Raw genomic sequence first — 16,483 nt, 5'->3', positions numbered from 1 at the left:
TTCAGTTGGCAACCCTGACGCGCGCCTTTCTTTGATCAGATGGACAAATCGACCGCGTTTCACTGACGGGACTTTCCCGCCCGCACAGGCTGTGCTAGCGGATGCGCCATGACCCACAGCCTTACGATCCGCCGCCCCGACGACTGGCATCTGCATCTGCGCGATGGCGCCATGCTGCAGGCCGTTCTGCCCGAAACCGCACGCCATTTCGCGCGCGCGATCATCATGCCCAATCTGGTGCCGCCCGTGGTAACTGGCGCACAGGCTGCCGACTATCGCGAACGTATTTTGGCCGCGCTGCCCGACGGCATGACGTTCGAGCCGCTGATGACCCTGTACCTGACCGAGGACACGGACCCCGAAGATATGGCCGCCGCCCACGCCACTGGGTTGATCAAGGCAGTAAAGCTGTATCCTGCCGGGGCGACAACAAATTCGGCCTCAGGTGTGCGCGATTTCGACAAGGTGCGCGGCGTGCTCGAGAAGATGGCCGAGATTGGTCTGCCATTGTGCGTACACGGCGAAGTGACCGACGCCGAAATCGACATTTTCGACCGCGAGGCGGTATTCATCGACCGGGTCCTTGACCCCATCCGTAAGGCCACTCCGGGGCTGCGGGTTGTGATGGAGCACATTACCACCTCGAATGGCGTCGACTACGTCAGGTCCAACGAATCCGATTTGGGTGCAACGATCACGACCCATCACCTGATCATCAATCGCAACCACATCCTCGTTGGCGGGATCAAGCCGCACTATTACTGCCTGCCCGTTGCCAAACGCGAAGAACACCGGCTGGCCCTGCTGACTGCGGCAACATCGGGCGATACCCGGTTTTTCCTTGGTACGGACAGCGCACCACATACCGACGCCAACAAGGAAATGGCATGCGGTTGCGCCGGTTGCTTCACCGCCACCAACACCATGTCACTACTGGCCGAGATGTTTGAGCGGGTGGATGCGCTCGACAAGCTTGAAGGATTTGCGTCGCTACACGGCCCTGCCTTCTATCGTTTGCCGGTGAACGAGGAAACGATCACGCTGACCAAAGGCCAGCCCGTGACCTATCCCGACAAGATCAACACCGATGATGGACCCGTGACCGTCTTCGACCCAGGCTTCCCTCTGCACTGGAGTGTAACTCTCTGACTTCTTTTCGTTTTCAAATACGGACGGCGATAACCAACTTCCAGCGAAAGCGCCCGGGCTTTGGGTCTCCGGCGGCCGAATTTGAACCAAGAAGAAGACCGCTTTCATTCAAGGATGACACCGATGATCCCCAGTTCTTACCCTGACGCCACGGAAATCGCCCGCCTCACGGCGCGGATGCTTTTGGAAATCAAGGCCGTGCATTTCAACGCGCGCGAGCCATTCACTCTGGCAAGCGGCCTGCCCAGCCCGACCTATATCGACTGCCGCAAGCTGATCTCGTACCCGCGTATCCGTTCGACCCTGATGGACTTCCTGACCGTCACCGTGATGCGCAATGCGGGTTTCGAAGCGTTCGACAACATCGCCGGGGGGGAAACCGCAGGCATTCCTTTCGCTGCGATGGTGGCCGAACGCATGGCCCTGCCCATGACCTATGTGCGTAAGAAACCCAAAGGCTACGGTCGCAACGCCCGCATCGAAGGCGCGATGAGCGAAGGTGAGCGGGTGCTGCTGGTCGAGGATCTGACCACCGACGGCGGTTCGAAACTCAGCTTTGTCGATGCCATCCGCGATACCGGTGCGACCTGCGCCCACACCGCCGTGATCTTCTATTACGGCATCTTCCCGGAGACCGAAAAAACACTGGGGGATCATGGTGTTCAGTTGCATCACCTCTGCACCTGGTGGGATGTTTTGGCCGAGGCCAAGGCACAGGGATCATTCGATCAGGAAACCCTGGATGGGGTCCAGGCGTTTCTGAACGACCCTCGTGCATGGCAGGAAGCCCGCAAATCCTGACGTGACGAAAACTGTTGCAAAAACGGAAACGCTTCGCCCTCGGCTGGCGTTTCCCACACAATATGTTGACGCAATGCCCCTCGATCCTTCAATATGAGGGAAGTTAGAGATATGCACAGCATATCCCCAGAAAACATACAATTTGCGCCGACTCATGGCGCCGCGTTATGGCCTCTGTCCAAGGGACGGTGAGAGCAGCAATGAACGAGATCAGCAGTATCGAGCAGGCGGCAGCTCGGATTCAGAATGCCGAAACCATGCCGCATTCCATTGAGGCCGAGCAGCAGCTTCTGGGTGCGATCCTTACAAACAACGACCTGTATGACCGGGTTGCGTCAGTCATCGGGGCCGATCATTTTTATGATCCGGTTCATGCCCGCATCTATGAGGTTGCCGCTGCCCGCATCGCCAAGAATGCGCTGGCCTCGCCGGTGACGCTGAAATCCTTCATGGCCGAAGATGAGGGCCTTAAGGAACTGGGCGGGCCCGCCTATCTTGTCAAACTGGCGGGCGCGTCGATCAGTGCCTTTGCCGTGCATGACTACGCCCAGATGATCTATGACCTTGCCATCCGGCGCGAGCTGATCCGGCTGGGTCGGGACATCTCGGACAAGGCGGCGCGGGTTGAAGTTTCCAGCGAACCAAAAGAACAGATCGTCGAGGCCGAGCAGCAGCTTTATCAGTTATCCGAGCAGGGCCAGACCGAACAGGGTTTTCAATCCTTCCTCAAGGCGGTCACAGAAGCCGTCAACGTCACCAACGAAGCGTACCAGCGCGGTGGCGGCATGGCGGGGATTTCCACCGGTCTGGCCGACCTCGATAAGCAGTTGGGTGGCCTGCATCCTTCGGACCTGATCATCCTTGCGGGGCGCCCGTCGATGGGGAAAACCTCGCTGGCGACCAACGTGGCGTTCAACGTCGCCAAAGCCTACAAGCGTGGCCTGAAACCGGACGGCACCGAGGGTGCGATTGACGGCGGCGTGGTTGGCTTCTTTTCTCTCGAAATGAGCGCCGAACAGTTGGCGGGGCGTGTTCTGGCCGAAGCGTCCGAGATTTCCAGCCACAAGATCCGTCAGGGTGACATGACCGAGGCCGAGTTCCGCCGCTTCGTCGATGCCGCCAAGGAACTCGAGGCCTGCCCCTTGTTTATTGACGACACCCCGGCCCTGCCGATCTCGCAGCTTGCCGCGCGGGCGCGCCGGTTAAAGCGGACGCATGGGCTGGACCTTCTGGTGATCGACTATCTGCAGCTCTGCCGTGGCATGGCAGACAACCGCGTCAACGAGATTGCCGAGATTTCAATGGGTATGAAGGCCATCGCCAAGGAACTGAACATCCCGGTGATTGCTCTGTCCCAGCTCAGCCGTCAGGTCGAAAACCGCGACGACAAGCGCCCGCAGTTGTCTGACCTGCGGGAATCGGGCTCGATCGAACAGGACGCCGACGTGGTGATGTTTGTGTTCCGCGAAGAATACTACAAAGAGCGGGAAAAGCCCGGCGATCACGAGCTGGAAAAGATGGAAGAGTGGAAGCAGGCCATGGAACGCCTGCACGCTAAAGCCGAAGTTATCGTCGGCAAGCAGCGCCACGGCCCCATCGGCACGGTCGAACTGTCCTTCGAGGCCCAGTTCACCCGATTTGGCAATCTGGTGAAACCCTGGCAGCAAGGCGGTCAGATCGAAGGCTATTAACCGGTCAGAAAATAATACCCGGTCAGCAGCGCACCAAAGGCAATCACGATCAGCCTCAAGGCCTGTTGCGGCACGCGTCTGGACACGGCCCCGCCGCCATATCCACCTATCGTTGCACCAATCATCATGATCAGCGCGTGTGGCCATGCAATGGCCGCACCAAGCCCATAGATTCCGACGGCCAAAACGCTGACCCATCCAACCACAGCATTTTTTAGCGCATTGGCGCGATGAAAATCGTCGTAGCCCGCAAGGATAAGGGCCGCCAGCATAACTTGCCCCAGCCCTGCCCCGAAGTACCCTCCGTAGACCGAGAAAAGAAACAGTGTGGGCCAGATTACGGCCTTTCCGGCCGCCTGACCCGAAATTCGGCGACGCAAGGCAGGCGCCACTGCAAATAGAAGGGTCGCAAAACCCATCAACCAAGGAACAAGGTCTTCGAACACACTGTTCCCAAACCACAAAAGAGCAATTGCCCCGATAACTCCTCCTCCACCGCAGACGAACAGAAACGGCAGGATGGCAGTGCGCATGGCTTTCAACTCGACCCGAAACGCAGGTAAGGCGGCAAGATTTCCCGGTACCAAGGCAACAAAATTTGTGGCGTTGGCAGTCATTGGCGGCAAGCCAACGGCCATCAGCGCGGGAAAGGTGAAAAACGTTGCCCCTCCGGCCACAGCGTTCAGGGCACCGGCCAGAATGCCGACTGGCAGCAGGATCAAAGCAGTGGCGATGTCCATCGTTTCCATCCCGGCATCTCACTTTGTTACCTAGGGACGCGCAATCCCCTTGACCTGATTTGAACGCTGCGGCACAGAACATCCCATGATGATGTATCTTTCCCCTTTGCCGCGTCGCGAAATTCTCGCGCGGCATTTCGGCCACCGCCGGAAACGCTTTGCCGGATAGCCCGGGGGCGCAAACTGCCCCTGCGACAATCCAATTCAAAGCGAGAAAGACATGACTGAATTCACAGAAATCCCCGTCATTCGGTTGGGTGACCGTACCGACTCCGAAATCGCCGCCGAGTTTCGCGCGGCCTATGGCACCACCGGTTTTGGCTATATCGAAGACCACGGCATAGATCCGGCTCTGGTCGAGGCCGTCTATGACGCATCCCAGCGGTTCCATGCGCTGCCATTGGAAAACAAGATGGCGATCACCGTTGACCGCAGCCATCGCGGTTACATCCCGATCAACACTTCCACGGACGTCAACTCAACCTTGGCGGATGTTACCAAACCAAACCAGTCCGCAAGCTTCATGATGATGCGCGAGGACGAAAAGGCCGACCCGGACGTCTATCTGTCAGGCCCGAACCGCTGGCCCGATCTGCCCGGGTTCCGCGAAACGTTGCAGGTCTATACAGACGAGATGTCGAATCTGGGCCGCAGATTGATGAGGATCGCCCTGCAGGCCGCTGATGTTGCGGATACTTCCACGCTTGACGCCTTCGATGAACCAACGATCTGGCTGCGCCTGCTTCACTATCCACCCCAGCCGGATGCCAGCCCCGACGATCTTTTCGGCTCGGCCCCGCACACGGATTTCGGCTGCCTGACATTGCTGTCGCAGGACAATGTGGGCGGTTTACAGGTCAAAACGCCTGCCGGTAACTGGGTCGACGTGCCCACCCGTCCCGGTGCGTTTGTCGTTAATGTCGGCGATATGCTGCACCGGATGAGCAACGGGCGGCTTCTGTCCACCCCGCACCGCGTCATCAACCGTTCCGGTCGTGAACGATATAGCGTTCCGTTCTTCTTTGATCCTCATGTGAATACAATGATCGAACCCTTGCCCGGAACCGGGGAACCCCGCTTTGAGCCCTTATTGTTTGCGGATTTTCTAAGGGGTGAGCTGGAAGCAGCTTATGACGCGCACAAACCCTCTGGAAATTGAGGCTTTCCCTCTTGACCTGCAGCGTTGCGATGTCATGAACGGGGCATGAGTACTGCACGTTTGACGATCAATCTTATGGCGCTCGCCCAGAACTGGCGGGCGCTTGACGCGAAGACGGGTGTCGAAACCGGCGCCGTGGTCAAGGCCGATGCCTACGGTCTGGGCGCCGGACCGGTTTCCAGCGCCCTTGCCGAAGCTGGCGCACGCAAGTTTTTTGTTGCCGCCGCCGAAGAAGGCGTTGCCGTGCGCGACGCGTTAGGTCCTGGCCCTTTGATTGCCGTTTTCTCGGGTCATATGGAGGGCGACGCCGATCTTTTGCGTCAGCATGACCTGACGCCGCTGATCAACTCTCCGGCGCAGTTTCAGCGACACTTCGAAGCTTTGCCGGATCATCCATTTGGTATACAGCTGGACAGCGGAATGAACCGGCTGGGGCTGGAGCGCGCCGACTGGGCCGAGTTGCGCCATAAGGCCCTGCCGCTGAATCCCAAGGTCGTCATGTCTCATTTGGCCTGCTCTGACGAACCAAACCATCCGATGAACCAGCAGCAATTGCATGCGTTCCGGGAAATGACCCACGGTATTCAGGCGCCGCGCTCTCTGGCGGCGACAGGTGGCACATTGCTTAGCCCTGAATTCCATTTTGATTTCTGCCGCCCGGGTATCGGCCTGTATGGCGGCTTGCCATTTGCCGAGGCCAAGACCGTCGTGACAGTGGACCTGCCAGTCATTCAGGTCCGCGACGTCGCTGTGGGCGAGACTGTTGGCTATGGCAACACATGGACTGCGCGCCGCCCGTCCAAGATCGCCACGGTTTCAGCCGGTTACGCAGACGGCCTGCATCGCGCAATCGGTGGCGGGATTGACACCTTCGCAGGCGATCACCCCTGCCCGGTCGTCGGCCGCATCTCGATGGACCTGATCACCGTTGACGTAACCGACCTCGACTATGAACCGGACCGGCTCCGCATTCTCAACGGGCACCAGACCGTCGACGATTTGGCCGAAGCGGCGGGCACGATCGGCTATGAAATCCTGACGTCGATGGGCGCCAGGTATTCACGGGGCTACGTGGAATGAACCCTCTTGCCGCGCTCGCCGGGCTTGGCCGGACGGTGCTGACCGTTCTGGCCGCCTTTGGTCGGGTTGCCCTGTTCGCCCTGGATGCGGTCTCGCACATCTTTCGCCCGCCGTTTTATCCGCGTGAATTCGGCATGGCCCTGCTGAACATCGGCTGGCTGTCGCTGCCGGTGGTCGGGCTGACCGCAATCTTTACTGGCGGCGCATTGGCCCTGCAGATCTACGCCGGCGGCGCACGTTTCAACGCCGAGGCGGTGGTGCCTCAGATCGTCGCCATCGGCATGGTGCGTGAACTTGGCCCTGTTCTGGTCGGTCTCATGATCGCCGCCCGCGTCACGTCATCAATCGCGGCGGAAATCGCGACGATGAAAGTGACCGAACAGATCGACGCGCTGGTCACCCTGTCCACGCATCCGATGAAATATCTGACCGCGCCCCGCGTTCTGGCCGCGCTGATCACAGTACCGGTGCTTGTCGGCGTCGGCGACATCATCGGCATCGCCGGAGGGTATGTCGTGGCGACCCAGAACCTCGGCTTTAACCCGTCGGCCTATCTGCAGAACACCGTGGATTTCCTTGAAACCCGCGACATCGTCTCATCCTTGGTCAAGGGCGCGGTATTCGGCATGATCGCCGCCATTATGGGCTGCTATTACGGCATGACCTCAGGCCGCGGTGCGCAGGGCGTGGGCCGGGCCACCAAAGGCTCGGTCGAGGCCGCCGCCGTGCTGATCCTTGCCGCCAACTTCGTGCTTACGGGGGTGTTCTTCTCGCTATGATCCGGATGGAGAACGTACATAAAGCCTTTGGCGACAACCATGTCCTGCAGGGTATGAACCTTGAGATCCCCAAGGGCACCTCGATGGTCATCATCGGCGGGTCGGGCACGGGCAAGTCTGTTGCGCTCAAGTGTATTCTGGGGCTGATCACACCGGACAGTGGCAATATCTATGTCGACGGCAAAGACGCATCCAAAGGCGACCGCGACGCCTTTCTGGCGCGCTTTGGAATGCTTTTTCAGGGCGGTGCCTTGTTCGACTCGCTGCCCGTCTGGCAAAACGTCGCCTTCCGCCTGCTGCGCGGGTCGCTGAAACGCCCGGTGGACGAAGCACGCGAGATCGCCATCGACAAACTGCGCCGTGTGGGCCTGCGCGCCAAAGTGGCCGATCTGTATCCATCGGAACTGTCCGGCGGCATGCAGAAACGTGTGGGCCTTGCCCGCGCCATCGCCGCCGAGCCCGAGATTATCTTTTTCGACGAGCCCACCACCGGCCTCGACCCGATCATGTCGGGCGTCATCAACGACCTGATCCGAGAGATCGTGACCGAGATGGGCGCCACCGCAATGACCATCACCCACGACATGAGTTCCGTCCGTGCGATTGCCGACAACGTGGCGATGCTGCATGACGGGGTGATTCAATGGACCGGTCCTGTGGCACAGATGGATGCCTCGGGCGATCCGTATCTGGAGCAGTTCATCAGTGGGAGTGCGGAAGGGCCGATTGAGGCGGTGCGGTGAGTAGTATTGGTGGCAATCTACTTAGTTCTGCCTCTGGTTTGTACGGGATAGTTGTATTTTTCTCTTGGATCACAATAAACCGCTTACAAGTTGGGATACTTTTTCAGAAGCCAGTGTACGTTTTTGCACTCTTCGGCTTAGTTGGAGTGGCGCTTGCACATCTCGTTATCTTTGCATTTCCGAACGCAAAATTTGCAGCGGAAGGTGTTGCGGCATTGGGCGTATCTATCGGCGCGGCACAGATGCACAAAAAGCTCCTTGAAAGAGTTCAGTCACCTAAGAAATGGAACTTAGCCATTTCGGCTATCTGGATAGTTTTCTTTGTGGTTTTATTGCTGGGCAATATTTGACAGCATCAGCGCAAATCACATGCTTCGCATCGCCACACTCTCGCTCCTGATCCTCTACCCCATCGCGTGGTTCGCCCCGTTGATGCGCGCAGGTTTACTGCCGATCTTTGGCCTCAGCGAGATCAGCGTGATCACCGGCTTGCAATCCCTCTGGCGCTCGGATGTTTTCCTTGCGTTGGTCGTTACCGCTTTTGCCCTTTTTGCGCCCTATATGAAAACCATCGGCACCGCGCTGATCCAATGGGATCTGCTGGACGCACGGGTTCAACCCGCCCTGCACATCCTCGGTAAACTCGCCATGGCCGACATTTTTCTGATCGCGCTTTACATCACCCTGGCCAAGGGCATTTCCTACGCGACCATCGAAACCGCATGGGGTCTGTACCTGTTTACAGGATGCATTCTGGCCTCCATCGCGCTGGGTCACATTACGGAAATGCAACTCAAATCACGAAATGATCAGGCCTGATTGATCGAATTCAATAATTTGAGTACGATCATCCCTATTCGAGCAGCTGTTTATTATTAGTTATGGATCCGTCGCGGATCGTATTGTTTGGCACATGCACTCTCCGCTCCGGGTCCGGTTCAAAGCCGGTTTCGAAAGGAGAAGGACAGCTATGGCCGCCTTCCACACAATGACACTGCAGCTTCAAAGCATCTTCCTACGCATAACATTCTTCCTCATCTGCGCCGCCGCTCTGTTTTCCGTGACGGCCACGTTTCTCTCGGCAATTGGCATCTGGCCATGGCTTTCGATGCAGGCCGGGATCGGAGAGACCGCAATACCCAATGCGGGGGCCTATGTTCAGATCGGCGTGACCTGCCTGATCCTGATGCTGGCCTTTTATCTGCCTGCCAACGGGCGAATGATGGCGCTGGAAAATGCGCACCGAAAGTTTGCCCTGCAAATGCAGGACGTCGTGAATGCCTATCAGGTGGCTCATGCGGCTGACCGCAGTGGTGTGTTCTCATTGGCATCCGAATTCGACGCGGTGAAAGAGAGGATGGCCTTCATGCGCGATCACCCCGACCTGCAGGGGCTGGAACCCGAGGTGCTGGAACTGGCGGCACAGATGAGCCAGATCAGCCACGAACTGGCTGACGTCTATGGTGAAACCAAAGTGAACCGGGCACGCACGTTCCTGAAGCAACGGCAGGAAGAAATCGAACTTTTCAAGGAGCGTATCGAAGAGGCGCAGATCATCATGCACGAATTGCGCCAGTGGACACGGGATGTCGAGATCGAGGAATCGATCGCGAAATCGCAACTTGGCCGTCTCAGGGAGGAGTTGTTCGAGCTTCTTCCGGAACTGTCGGCTCAGCTTCAGCCGCCGCCAGACGGTACCGATCCCACAGCCGCCAGCATCATTGCAATGCCATCCCCCCGCGCGGCTGAATAGATCGCGCTCGGCCTGAGAACGTACCGCCCGCAAGGGCTTGAAGAACAGCCCTTCCTCGTGCACCAAGGGCCGCATGGCTAAGACAAAATCCTTCTCCTGCTCTGCCTGCGGTGCGGCGCATTCCCGATGGTCCGGACGATGCGACGCATGCGGCGAATGGAACACCATTTCACAGGATGTTCCCCTATCCTCAGGCCCCGCGTCCAAATCCCTTGGCGCCAGGCGCGGCCAGCCTGTGCCGCTTGGCGATCTGTCCACCGAAGAGGCCCCGCCACCGCGCACAATCTGCGGCGTGGATGAATTGGACCGGGTGCTGGGCGGTGGCCTGGTTCCTGCCTCGGCAATATTGGTGGGGGGTGATCCGGGTATCGGCAAATCCACCCTTTTGCTGCAGGCTGCGGCGCGGTTCGCGCGGTCCGGCCTCAAAACGATTTATGTGTCCGGAGAAGAAGCCAGCGCTCAGGTCCGTATGCGGGCGCGGCGATTGGGTCTGACCGATGCACCGGTCCAACTGGCCGCCGAAACCAACCTGCGCAACATCCTCACGACGCTCGAGGCCGAAAAGCCGGGTCTGGCGATCATCGACTCGATCCAGACGATGTGGGCCGACAATGTCGACAGCGCCCCCGGCTCAGTCAGCCAGGTTCGCGCGGCGGCGCATGAGCTGACCACGTTTGCCAAACGACACGGGGTTTCGATCGTCATGGTCGGCCATGTCACCAAGGAAGGCCAGATCGCCGGACCACGCGTGGTGGAACACATGGTGGACACCGTCCTGTACTTTGAAGGCGAGCGCGGGCATCAGTTCCGCATCCTGCGCGCGGTCAAGAACCGCTTTGGTCCCGCTGACGAAATCGGCGTCTTTGAAATGACCGGCGGCGGGCTGACCGAGGTTCGCAACCCTTCGGCCCTATTTCTGTCCGAACGCGGTGCGCCCAGCCCCGGCTCGGCCGTTTTTGCAGGGATCGAGGGCACGCGCCCGGTTCTGGTCGAATTGCAGGCGCTCGTCGCACCCTCTCCTCATTCACAGGCGCGGCGCACCGTCGTGGGCTGGGACAGCGGCCGACTGGCCATGATTCTCGCCGTGCTCGAAGCCCGCTGCGGCATCCCTTTTGCGGGGCTGGATGTATATCTAAATGTCGCTGGTGGTTTGAAAATTTCTGAACCTGCTGCCGATCTGGCAGTCGCCGCCGCCCTGTTGAGTGCACGAGAAGACACCGCCTTGCCCGCTGATACCGTGGTTTTTGGTGAAATTTCACTCTCAGGTGCCCTCAGACCCGCCCCTCAGACCGAAAACAGGTTGAAAGAAGCGCAAAAACTTGGTTTCACAGCGGCAATCGCTCCGGCAGGCGGTAAGACCGGTACTGTGGCAGGTCTGTCACTTACCCGGCCCAGCGATTTGGTGGGGTTTGTTGGCGAAACCTTCGGAGCGGGGTAGTATCCCGTCCGAGGGGCAGAAAAAGAACAGGCGAGGGCCATGGAAGGTTTTACAATAATTGACGGGGTCGTTGCCCTGATCGTCGTCGTATCGGGCCTGCTGGCCTATTCCCGCGGCCTCGTTCGTGAAGTTCTCGCGATCGCCGGATGGGTGGCGGCAGCCGTTCTTGCGTTTATCTTTGCGCCTCAGGCAATGCCTCTGGTCAAGGAAATACCGGTTGTCGGAGAGTTCCTGCGTGACAGTTGTGAACTGGCCGTCATTACCTCGTTCGCGGCGGTGTTTGCTGTTGCCCTGATCGTTGTCAGCATCTTTACGCCCCTGTTTTCTTCACTGGTGCAACGTTCCGCGCTTGGCGGCTTGGATCAGGCGCTCGGGTTCTTCTTTGGCATCGCACGCGGCATTCTTTTGGTGGCTATCGCGTTCTTTGTCTACGACACCGTAATGACCGGTCAGAATTACACGATCGTTGATGACAGCCGTTCCGCTCAGGTCTTTCAGCAAATGAGCGACAAGATCGAAGAGCAGAACCCCGAAGCCGCCCTTGGCTGGGTCACCCGCCAGTACGAAGAACTGGTCGGCAGCTGCAACGAAGGCCTTCAGGAACAATAATCACAGTCGGAACCGACAAACACGCCATCGCAGGTTCTTTGTTGTTTCACAAATGCCCGGCATTTCGCCGGGCATTCTCATTTGGACCCAAGACGTTTTGCCCAGCCGTCCTGTCGTTCAACTGTTGATGAATCCTTCACCACCACAAATCGAACACCGGGTGCTCTTCAGCCCAAAACAACCGCTGCATTGATTGTATTGCCTGTTGCCATAGATATCCGTGCCCTTGAACACCTGCCCGGTTCCATTGCAAATCTGACAAGGAGCGCGTCCCGACCCGCGACACCGATGGCACCGCCTTTTTACCGGCTCGTCCTTACGTCCTTGCGGCTTGTGTTCCCACATCGGTACGTCCCGCCTGCCCGCTGATCACCCGTTCAAGACCACTTCCACAATATGACAGCACATACCGTCTGTTTTGTCATTATTTGTTGGCAAAGCCTTCGCATTATCGGCTTTCGCGCATGTTGCGGCTGCAACAAATGTGATCCTTTGGTGACACGGGCCGTCTGAGGCATTATGTGAGTGCCAAACCCGCCACGGAATCGGAGCTGCCGGTCTTGTTCTTTCTGTTTTCATGTGCGCTCGTCGCAGTGATATCAGTTGTCTGGGCATGTGAAACAGCCCCACTTGCAGGCAAGGTCCCTGACGGGTGGACAAACCGATCCGAAATGCCGGTCAAACTCAGCGTAACAACGTCATAGAAATTGGAGCCCGTATATGTGTGGGATTTTGGGGATCGCAAACAGGACAGATGATGTCTTTGCGGAAATCTATGACGGGCTGCTGATGCTGCAGCACCGGGGTCAGGACGCCTCGGGTATCGTCACCTATACGGGCGAGTTCTTCCGGGAACGCAAGGCCAACGGTCTGGTCAAGGACGTGTTTGGTGCCAGCGACGCCGAAACGCTATTGGGCAAGGTCGGGATCGGGCATGTGCGCTATCCCACCGCAGGCTCGCTCAGCGCGTCCGAGGCACAGCCGTTCTTCGTCAACGCGCCCTATGGCATCTATCTGGTCCATAACGGCAACATCACCAACACCGAAGAACAGCGCGAGAAGGTCACTGCAAAATACAGCCGCCACCTGCGCACCACCTCGGATTCCGAGGTTCTGCTGAACGTGCTGGCCGACAAGGTGGCCGATGCGATCAAGGTGAACGGCAATGCCGACCCGATCCGCAACCTGTTTGCGGGCGTCAAGATGACGATGGAGCGGGTGCAGGGGGCCTATTCGGTGATCTGTCTGGTCGCTGGCGTCGGCATGTTGGCCTTCCGCGACCCCAACGGCATCCGCCCGCTGTCGGTGGCCCGGCGCGAGGCTCCGGGGGACGGTGACGATTACGCCTTTGCGTCCGAGGACGTGGCATTTGGCATCAACGGATTCGACAAGCTGCGCGACCTGAACCCGGGCGAGGCGATCCTGATCGACCTCGACGGCAACATGCATGAATTCCAGGCGGTCGAAGGCAAGCTGACCCCCTGCATTTTCGAATATGTCTATCTGGCCCGCCCGGATTCGCTGCTGGATGGTGTGTCGGTCTACAAGACCCAGATGCGCATGGGGCAGACGCTGGCGAAGCAAATTCAGGATTCGGGGCTTGAGATCGACCGGATCATCCCTGTCCCCGACAGCGCCCGCCCCGTCGCGCTGGAGGCCGCCAAGATCACCGGCATCCCCTACCGCGAGGGTTTGGTAAAGAACCGTTACGTTGGCCGCACCTTCATCATGCCCGGTCAGGAGGAACGGCAGAAATCCGTGCGCCGCAAGCTGAACGCCGTGCCGCTGGAATTTGCTGGGCATAATGTGCTGCTGATCGACGATTCCATCGTGCGCGGCAACACGATCAAGAAGATTGTGCAGATGTGCCGCGAGGCCGGTGCAAAGAAGGTCTATATCGCCAGCGCCTCTCCCCCCGTGAAATATCCCAATGTCTATGGCATCGACATGCCCACAAGGCATGAACTGATCGCCAATGGCAAAGAGATCGAGGATATCCGGCAGGAACTAGGCGCGGATGCGCTGTTCTATCAGAACCTAGACGATCTGATCTGGGCCGCCAAGGAAGGCAACCCCGAGATCGAGGCCTTCGACTGCTCGTGCTTTGACGGCAATTACGTAACCGGCGTCACCGACGACTATCTGGACAGTCTGGAAAACAGCAGCCGCGCAAGCAAAAAGAAACAAGACATGCAAGTTGTCGGCGGGTCGTGGAACGCGGCGAAACTGGCCTCTGGTTGAAACGGTCTACCAATAACCGGATTTCGAGGCGTCTGCCGGAAATTCCAGTGGTTAGGACCTGATTCAAAGACGGCGAATCGACATCCCGAACGGGCGTTGGAACACTCTGACGCCCGTTTTCTGTAATACCTGTTGAGTACCTTTCGGTACATTCCCGCCTACAACTCTTCGATGAACAGATTGCAATTGCAAAGGCTTCCCTGCGCGCTCACCGCGTGGTGTCCTACCGCCCCCGACAGGACTTTTGTTCCCCTGCCCGATTTGATAACCGGCGGCTAACACCACTCATAAAACAAGGGGTCCGAATGCTTTTCGGGCCACGAACCATGTCAAACGCCACCGTCAAAAGCGCGGCCACACAAAAGGGCGCGCTCAAGAAGAGCTCGGTTTCCGTTTTGGGAGTCTTTGGCTCAAAAACCAACATGCGGGCGCTGATGCGCCTGTCATCTGGCCGAGTAAAAGAGGTTAAACCGGGCAGCCGCGTGGCTTCGGGCACAGTCGTTGCGATCGATGAGCACGGCGTCATGCTGCGACAAAGCGGCCAGACAAGGCGGATCGCCATCCCGGGACGCTGATCCTGACTTGACGCTTAGCGCGCATCGGTTCAAACCCCGCCTATGACCGATCAGACCAAACTTGCCCTCATCACCGGGGCCTCACGCGGATTGGGCGCAGCCCTGGCCGAGGCGCTGGCACCCCAATACCATATCATCGCCGTTGCCCGTACCACCGGCGGGCTGGAGGAACTGGACGATCGCATTCAGGCGAAAGGCGGGTCCGCGACACTTGCACCGATGGATATTACCGACCCCAACGCGATGGCCACGCTGTGCCGTGGTATTCATGATCGGTGGGGCAAACTGGATCTGTGGCTGCATACGGCTATCCACACCGCCCCCCTGACCCCTGCGCCGTTTATCGACCCCAAGGACTGGAAAAAGTCGGTGGACGTGAACGCGACGGCCACATCTGTTCTGATCCCCTATGTCGCACCGCTTTTGGGCGAAACGGGACAGGCTGTGTTTTTTGACGACCCGAAGGCAGGCGAGAAATTCTTCAGCACCTATGGCGCAACCAAGGCTTCGCAGATGGCGCTGGCACGCAGCTGGGCCGCTGAAACGGTACGCACCGGCCCGCGCGTGAAGATCGTCGAACCAGAGCCCATGGCGACTGCCTTGCGAGCCCGTTTCCATCCTGGTGAAGACCGATCGGTTCTGGCCAAACCGGCTGACGAGGCACAGCGCATTCTTGAACTGTTGTAGGATGGCCCGTTCCGGGCCATGCCTCTGGCAGCCGTAACTGGAACGACAAGAAGTTGCAGGTCGCGCTGCCCCTTCGACTTTTTCTATTGGATATGAACGCCGTTGCGCCCTGCCAGATCGACAAAGAACTGCCAGGCCACACGTCCTGAACGGGCGCCGCGCGTTGCCTGCCATTCGATGGCTTCGGCGCGGAGGGCTTCTGGTTCGACTTGCACACCATACGCCGCACAATACCGGTCGATCATTGCCAGATATTCATCCTGATCGCAGGGGTGAAAACCCAACCACAGGCCAAACCTGTCCGATAGCGACACCTTCTCTTCGACCGCCTCAGAGGGATTGATGGCGCTGGAGCGTTCGTTTTCGATCATGTCGCGCGGCATCAGGTGGCGACGGTTTGAGGTGGCATAAAACACCACGTTTTCGGGCCGCCCTTCGATGCCCCCGTCCAGCACGGCCTTTAGTGACTTGTAATGCTGATCATCGTGACTGAATGACAGGTCATCGCAAAACAGAATAAAGCGATAGGGCGCGGCGCGCAGATGGTTCAGCAGACGCGCGACCGAACCCATATCCTCGCGCTGAAGCTCGACCAGCTTCAGATTGGGGTGTTCGGTCTGAAGTGTTCCGTGCACGGATTTGACCAGACTGGATTTCCCCATACCGCGCGCACCCCAGAGCAGCGCATTATTGGCCTTGAACCCGGCTGCAAACCGCCGCGTGTTATCCAGCAAAGTATCGCGGGACCGGTTGATGCCCACCAGCAGGTCCAGATCAACCCGGTTGACCTGCACCACCGGTTCCAGCCGATCCGGTTCAACATGCCACACGAATGCCGGGGCGGAATTGAAATCAGGCGCGGCCAGAGGCGCCGGGACCATCCGTTCCAGTGCTTCTGCGATACGGTTCAGGGATTGGTCGTCCATTCGCTCCTCCGGTCTGACTGGCGGGTTTCAAACCACGTTCCGCCGCTCACAACAAGGGTTCAAAAGAAAAAGGCGCACCGGGAACGGTGCGCCTGCTTTCTGATTTTCCGAA

The 16,483-nt window shown here is 58.6% G+C and carries 17 protein-coding genes; 15 read left to right on the top strand and 2 right to left on the bottom strand.

What is annotated here, in order from left to right; all coding sequences use genetic code 11:
• The first annotated feature begins 108 nt into the window (after positions 1-108).
• The 3 genes from pyrC to ACR0D6_RS07775 all read left to right on the top strand — a co-directional run bounded on the left by pyrC (position 109) and on the right by ACR0D6_RS07775 (position 3,641).
• On the top strand, positions 109-1,149 hold the full coding sequence (gene pyrC, locus ACR0D6_RS07785; protein ID WP_480765070.1) for a dihydroorotase: 1,041 nt from the start codon (positions 109-111) through the stop codon (positions 1,147-1,149).
• Positions 1,150-1,272: 123 nt separating this feature from the next.
• A complete protein-coding gene (locus tag ACR0D6_RS07780; protein WP_170652258.1) occupies positions 1,273-1,950 on the top strand; it encodes an orotate phosphoribosyltransferase in 678 nt (225 codons plus the stop codon).
• 200 nt (positions 1,951-2,150) lie between these two features.
• Positions 2,151-3,641 (top strand): replicative DNA helicase, encoded by a 1,491-nt coding sequence (locus ACR0D6_RS07775; RefSeq protein ID WP_170652256.1) that lies wholly within the window; start codon positions 2,151-2,153, stop codon positions 3,639-3,641.
• Here ACR0D6_RS07775 and ACR0D6_RS07770 read toward each other — a convergent pair.
• Positions 3,638-4,390 carry a sulfite exporter TauE/SafE family protein gene (locus tag ACR0D6_RS07770; RefSeq protein ID WP_480765069.1) on the bottom strand — a complete coding sequence of 251 codons (753 nt, stop codon included), beginning with the start codon at positions 4,388-4,390 and terminating at the stop codon, positions 3,638-3,640. The genes ACR0D6_RS07775 and ACR0D6_RS07770 overlap by 4 nt on opposite strands.
• A gap of 211 nt (positions 4,391-4,601) precedes the next feature.
• Between ACR0D6_RS07770 and ACR0D6_RS07765 the strand changes: the two genes are divergently transcribed.
• The 12 genes from ACR0D6_RS07765 to ACR0D6_RS07710 all read left to right on the top strand — a co-directional run bounded on the left by ACR0D6_RS07765 (position 4,602) and on the right by ACR0D6_RS07710 (position 15,445).
• Positions 4,602-5,540: an isopenicillin N synthase family dioxygenase gene (locus ACR0D6_RS07765; protein ID WP_480765068.1), complete on the top strand. Its 939-nt coding sequence runs from the start codon at positions 4,602-4,604 to the stop codon at positions 5,538-5,540.
• A gap of 45 nt (positions 5,541-5,585) precedes the next feature.
• Positions 5,586-6,620: an alanine racemase gene (gene alr, locus ACR0D6_RS07760; RefSeq protein WP_480765067.1), complete on the top strand. Its 1,035-nt coding sequence runs from the start codon at positions 5,586-5,588 to the stop codon at positions 6,618-6,620.
• The gene (locus ACR0D6_RS07755) at positions 6,617-7,399 is read left to right on the top strand and encodes an MlaE family ABC transporter permease (protein ID WP_170652248.1); all 783 of its coding nucleotides are present in this window, start codon (positions 6,617-6,619) and stop codon (positions 7,397-7,399) included. Before alr ends, ACR0D6_RS07755 begins: the two co-directional genes overlap by 4 nt.
• Complete coding sequence (locus ACR0D6_RS07750; RefSeq protein ID WP_170652246.1) at positions 7,396-8,142, top strand: ABC transporter ATP-binding protein; 747 nt, start codon at positions 7,396-7,398, stop codon at positions 8,140-8,142. Before ACR0D6_RS07755 ends, ACR0D6_RS07750 begins: the two co-directional genes overlap by 4 nt.
• A complete protein-coding gene (locus ACR0D6_RS07745) occupies positions 8,139-8,492 on the top strand; it encodes a hypothetical protein (RefSeq protein ID WP_480765066.1) in 354 nt (117 codons plus the stop codon). The genes ACR0D6_RS07750 and ACR0D6_RS07745 overlap by 4 nt, the downstream gene beginning before the upstream one ends.
• A gap of 19 nt (positions 8,493-8,511) precedes the next feature.
• Positions 8,512-8,961, top strand: coding sequence for a paraquat-inducible protein A (locus ACR0D6_RS07740; protein ID WP_480765065.1), 450 nt, complete (start codon positions 8,512-8,514; stop codon positions 8,959-8,961).
• A 169-nt stretch (positions 8,962-9,130) separates the two neighbouring features.
• Complete coding sequence (locus tag ACR0D6_RS07735) at positions 9,131-9,895, top strand: DNA repair protein (RefSeq protein WP_480765064.1); 765 nt, start codon at positions 9,131-9,133, stop codon at positions 9,893-9,895.
• A gap of 73 nt (positions 9,896-9,968) precedes the next feature.
• Positions 9,969-11,333, top strand: coding sequence for a DNA repair protein RadA (gene radA, locus ACR0D6_RS07730; RefSeq protein WP_480765063.1), 1,365 nt, complete (start codon positions 9,969-9,971; stop codon positions 11,331-11,333).
• Positions 11,334-11,372: 39 nt separating this feature from the next.
• Positions 11,373-11,942, top strand: coding sequence for a CvpA family protein (locus ACR0D6_RS07725; RefSeq protein WP_170652236.1), 570 nt, complete (start codon positions 11,373-11,375; stop codon positions 11,940-11,942).
• Between the two features lie 720 nt (positions 11,943-12,662).
• Positions 12,663-14,183, top strand: coding sequence for an amidophosphoribosyltransferase (gene purF / locus ACR0D6_RS07720; RefSeq protein WP_170652234.1), 1,521 nt, complete (start codon positions 12,663-12,665; stop codon positions 14,181-14,183).
• Positions 14,184-14,509: 326 nt separating this feature from the next.
• Complete coding sequence (locus ACR0D6_RS07715) at positions 14,510-14,758, top strand: hypothetical protein (protein ID WP_480725268.1); 249 nt, start codon at positions 14,510-14,512, stop codon at positions 14,756-14,758.
• Between the two features lie 42 nt (positions 14,759-14,800).
• Positions 14,801-15,445 (top strand): SDR family NAD(P)-dependent oxidoreductase, encoded by a 645-nt coding sequence (locus ACR0D6_RS07710; RefSeq protein WP_480765062.1) that lies wholly within the window; start codon positions 14,801-14,803, stop codon positions 15,443-15,445.
• An 83-nt stretch (positions 15,446-15,528) separates the two neighbouring features.
• Here ACR0D6_RS07710 and ACR0D6_RS07705 read toward each other — a convergent pair whose 3' ends face one another.
• Entirely contained in the window at positions 15,529-16,371 is an 843-nt protein-coding gene (locus tag ACR0D6_RS07705; protein WP_480449771.1) for an ATP-binding protein, read from the bottom strand.
• Positions 16,372-16,483 lie beyond the last annotated feature (112 nt).

This window comes from Ruegeria sp. BJ6, assembly GCF_056537885.1.
The sequence above is the reverse complement of the archived record's forward strand: the minus strand, read 5'-3'. Positions and strand labels throughout refer to the sequence as shown.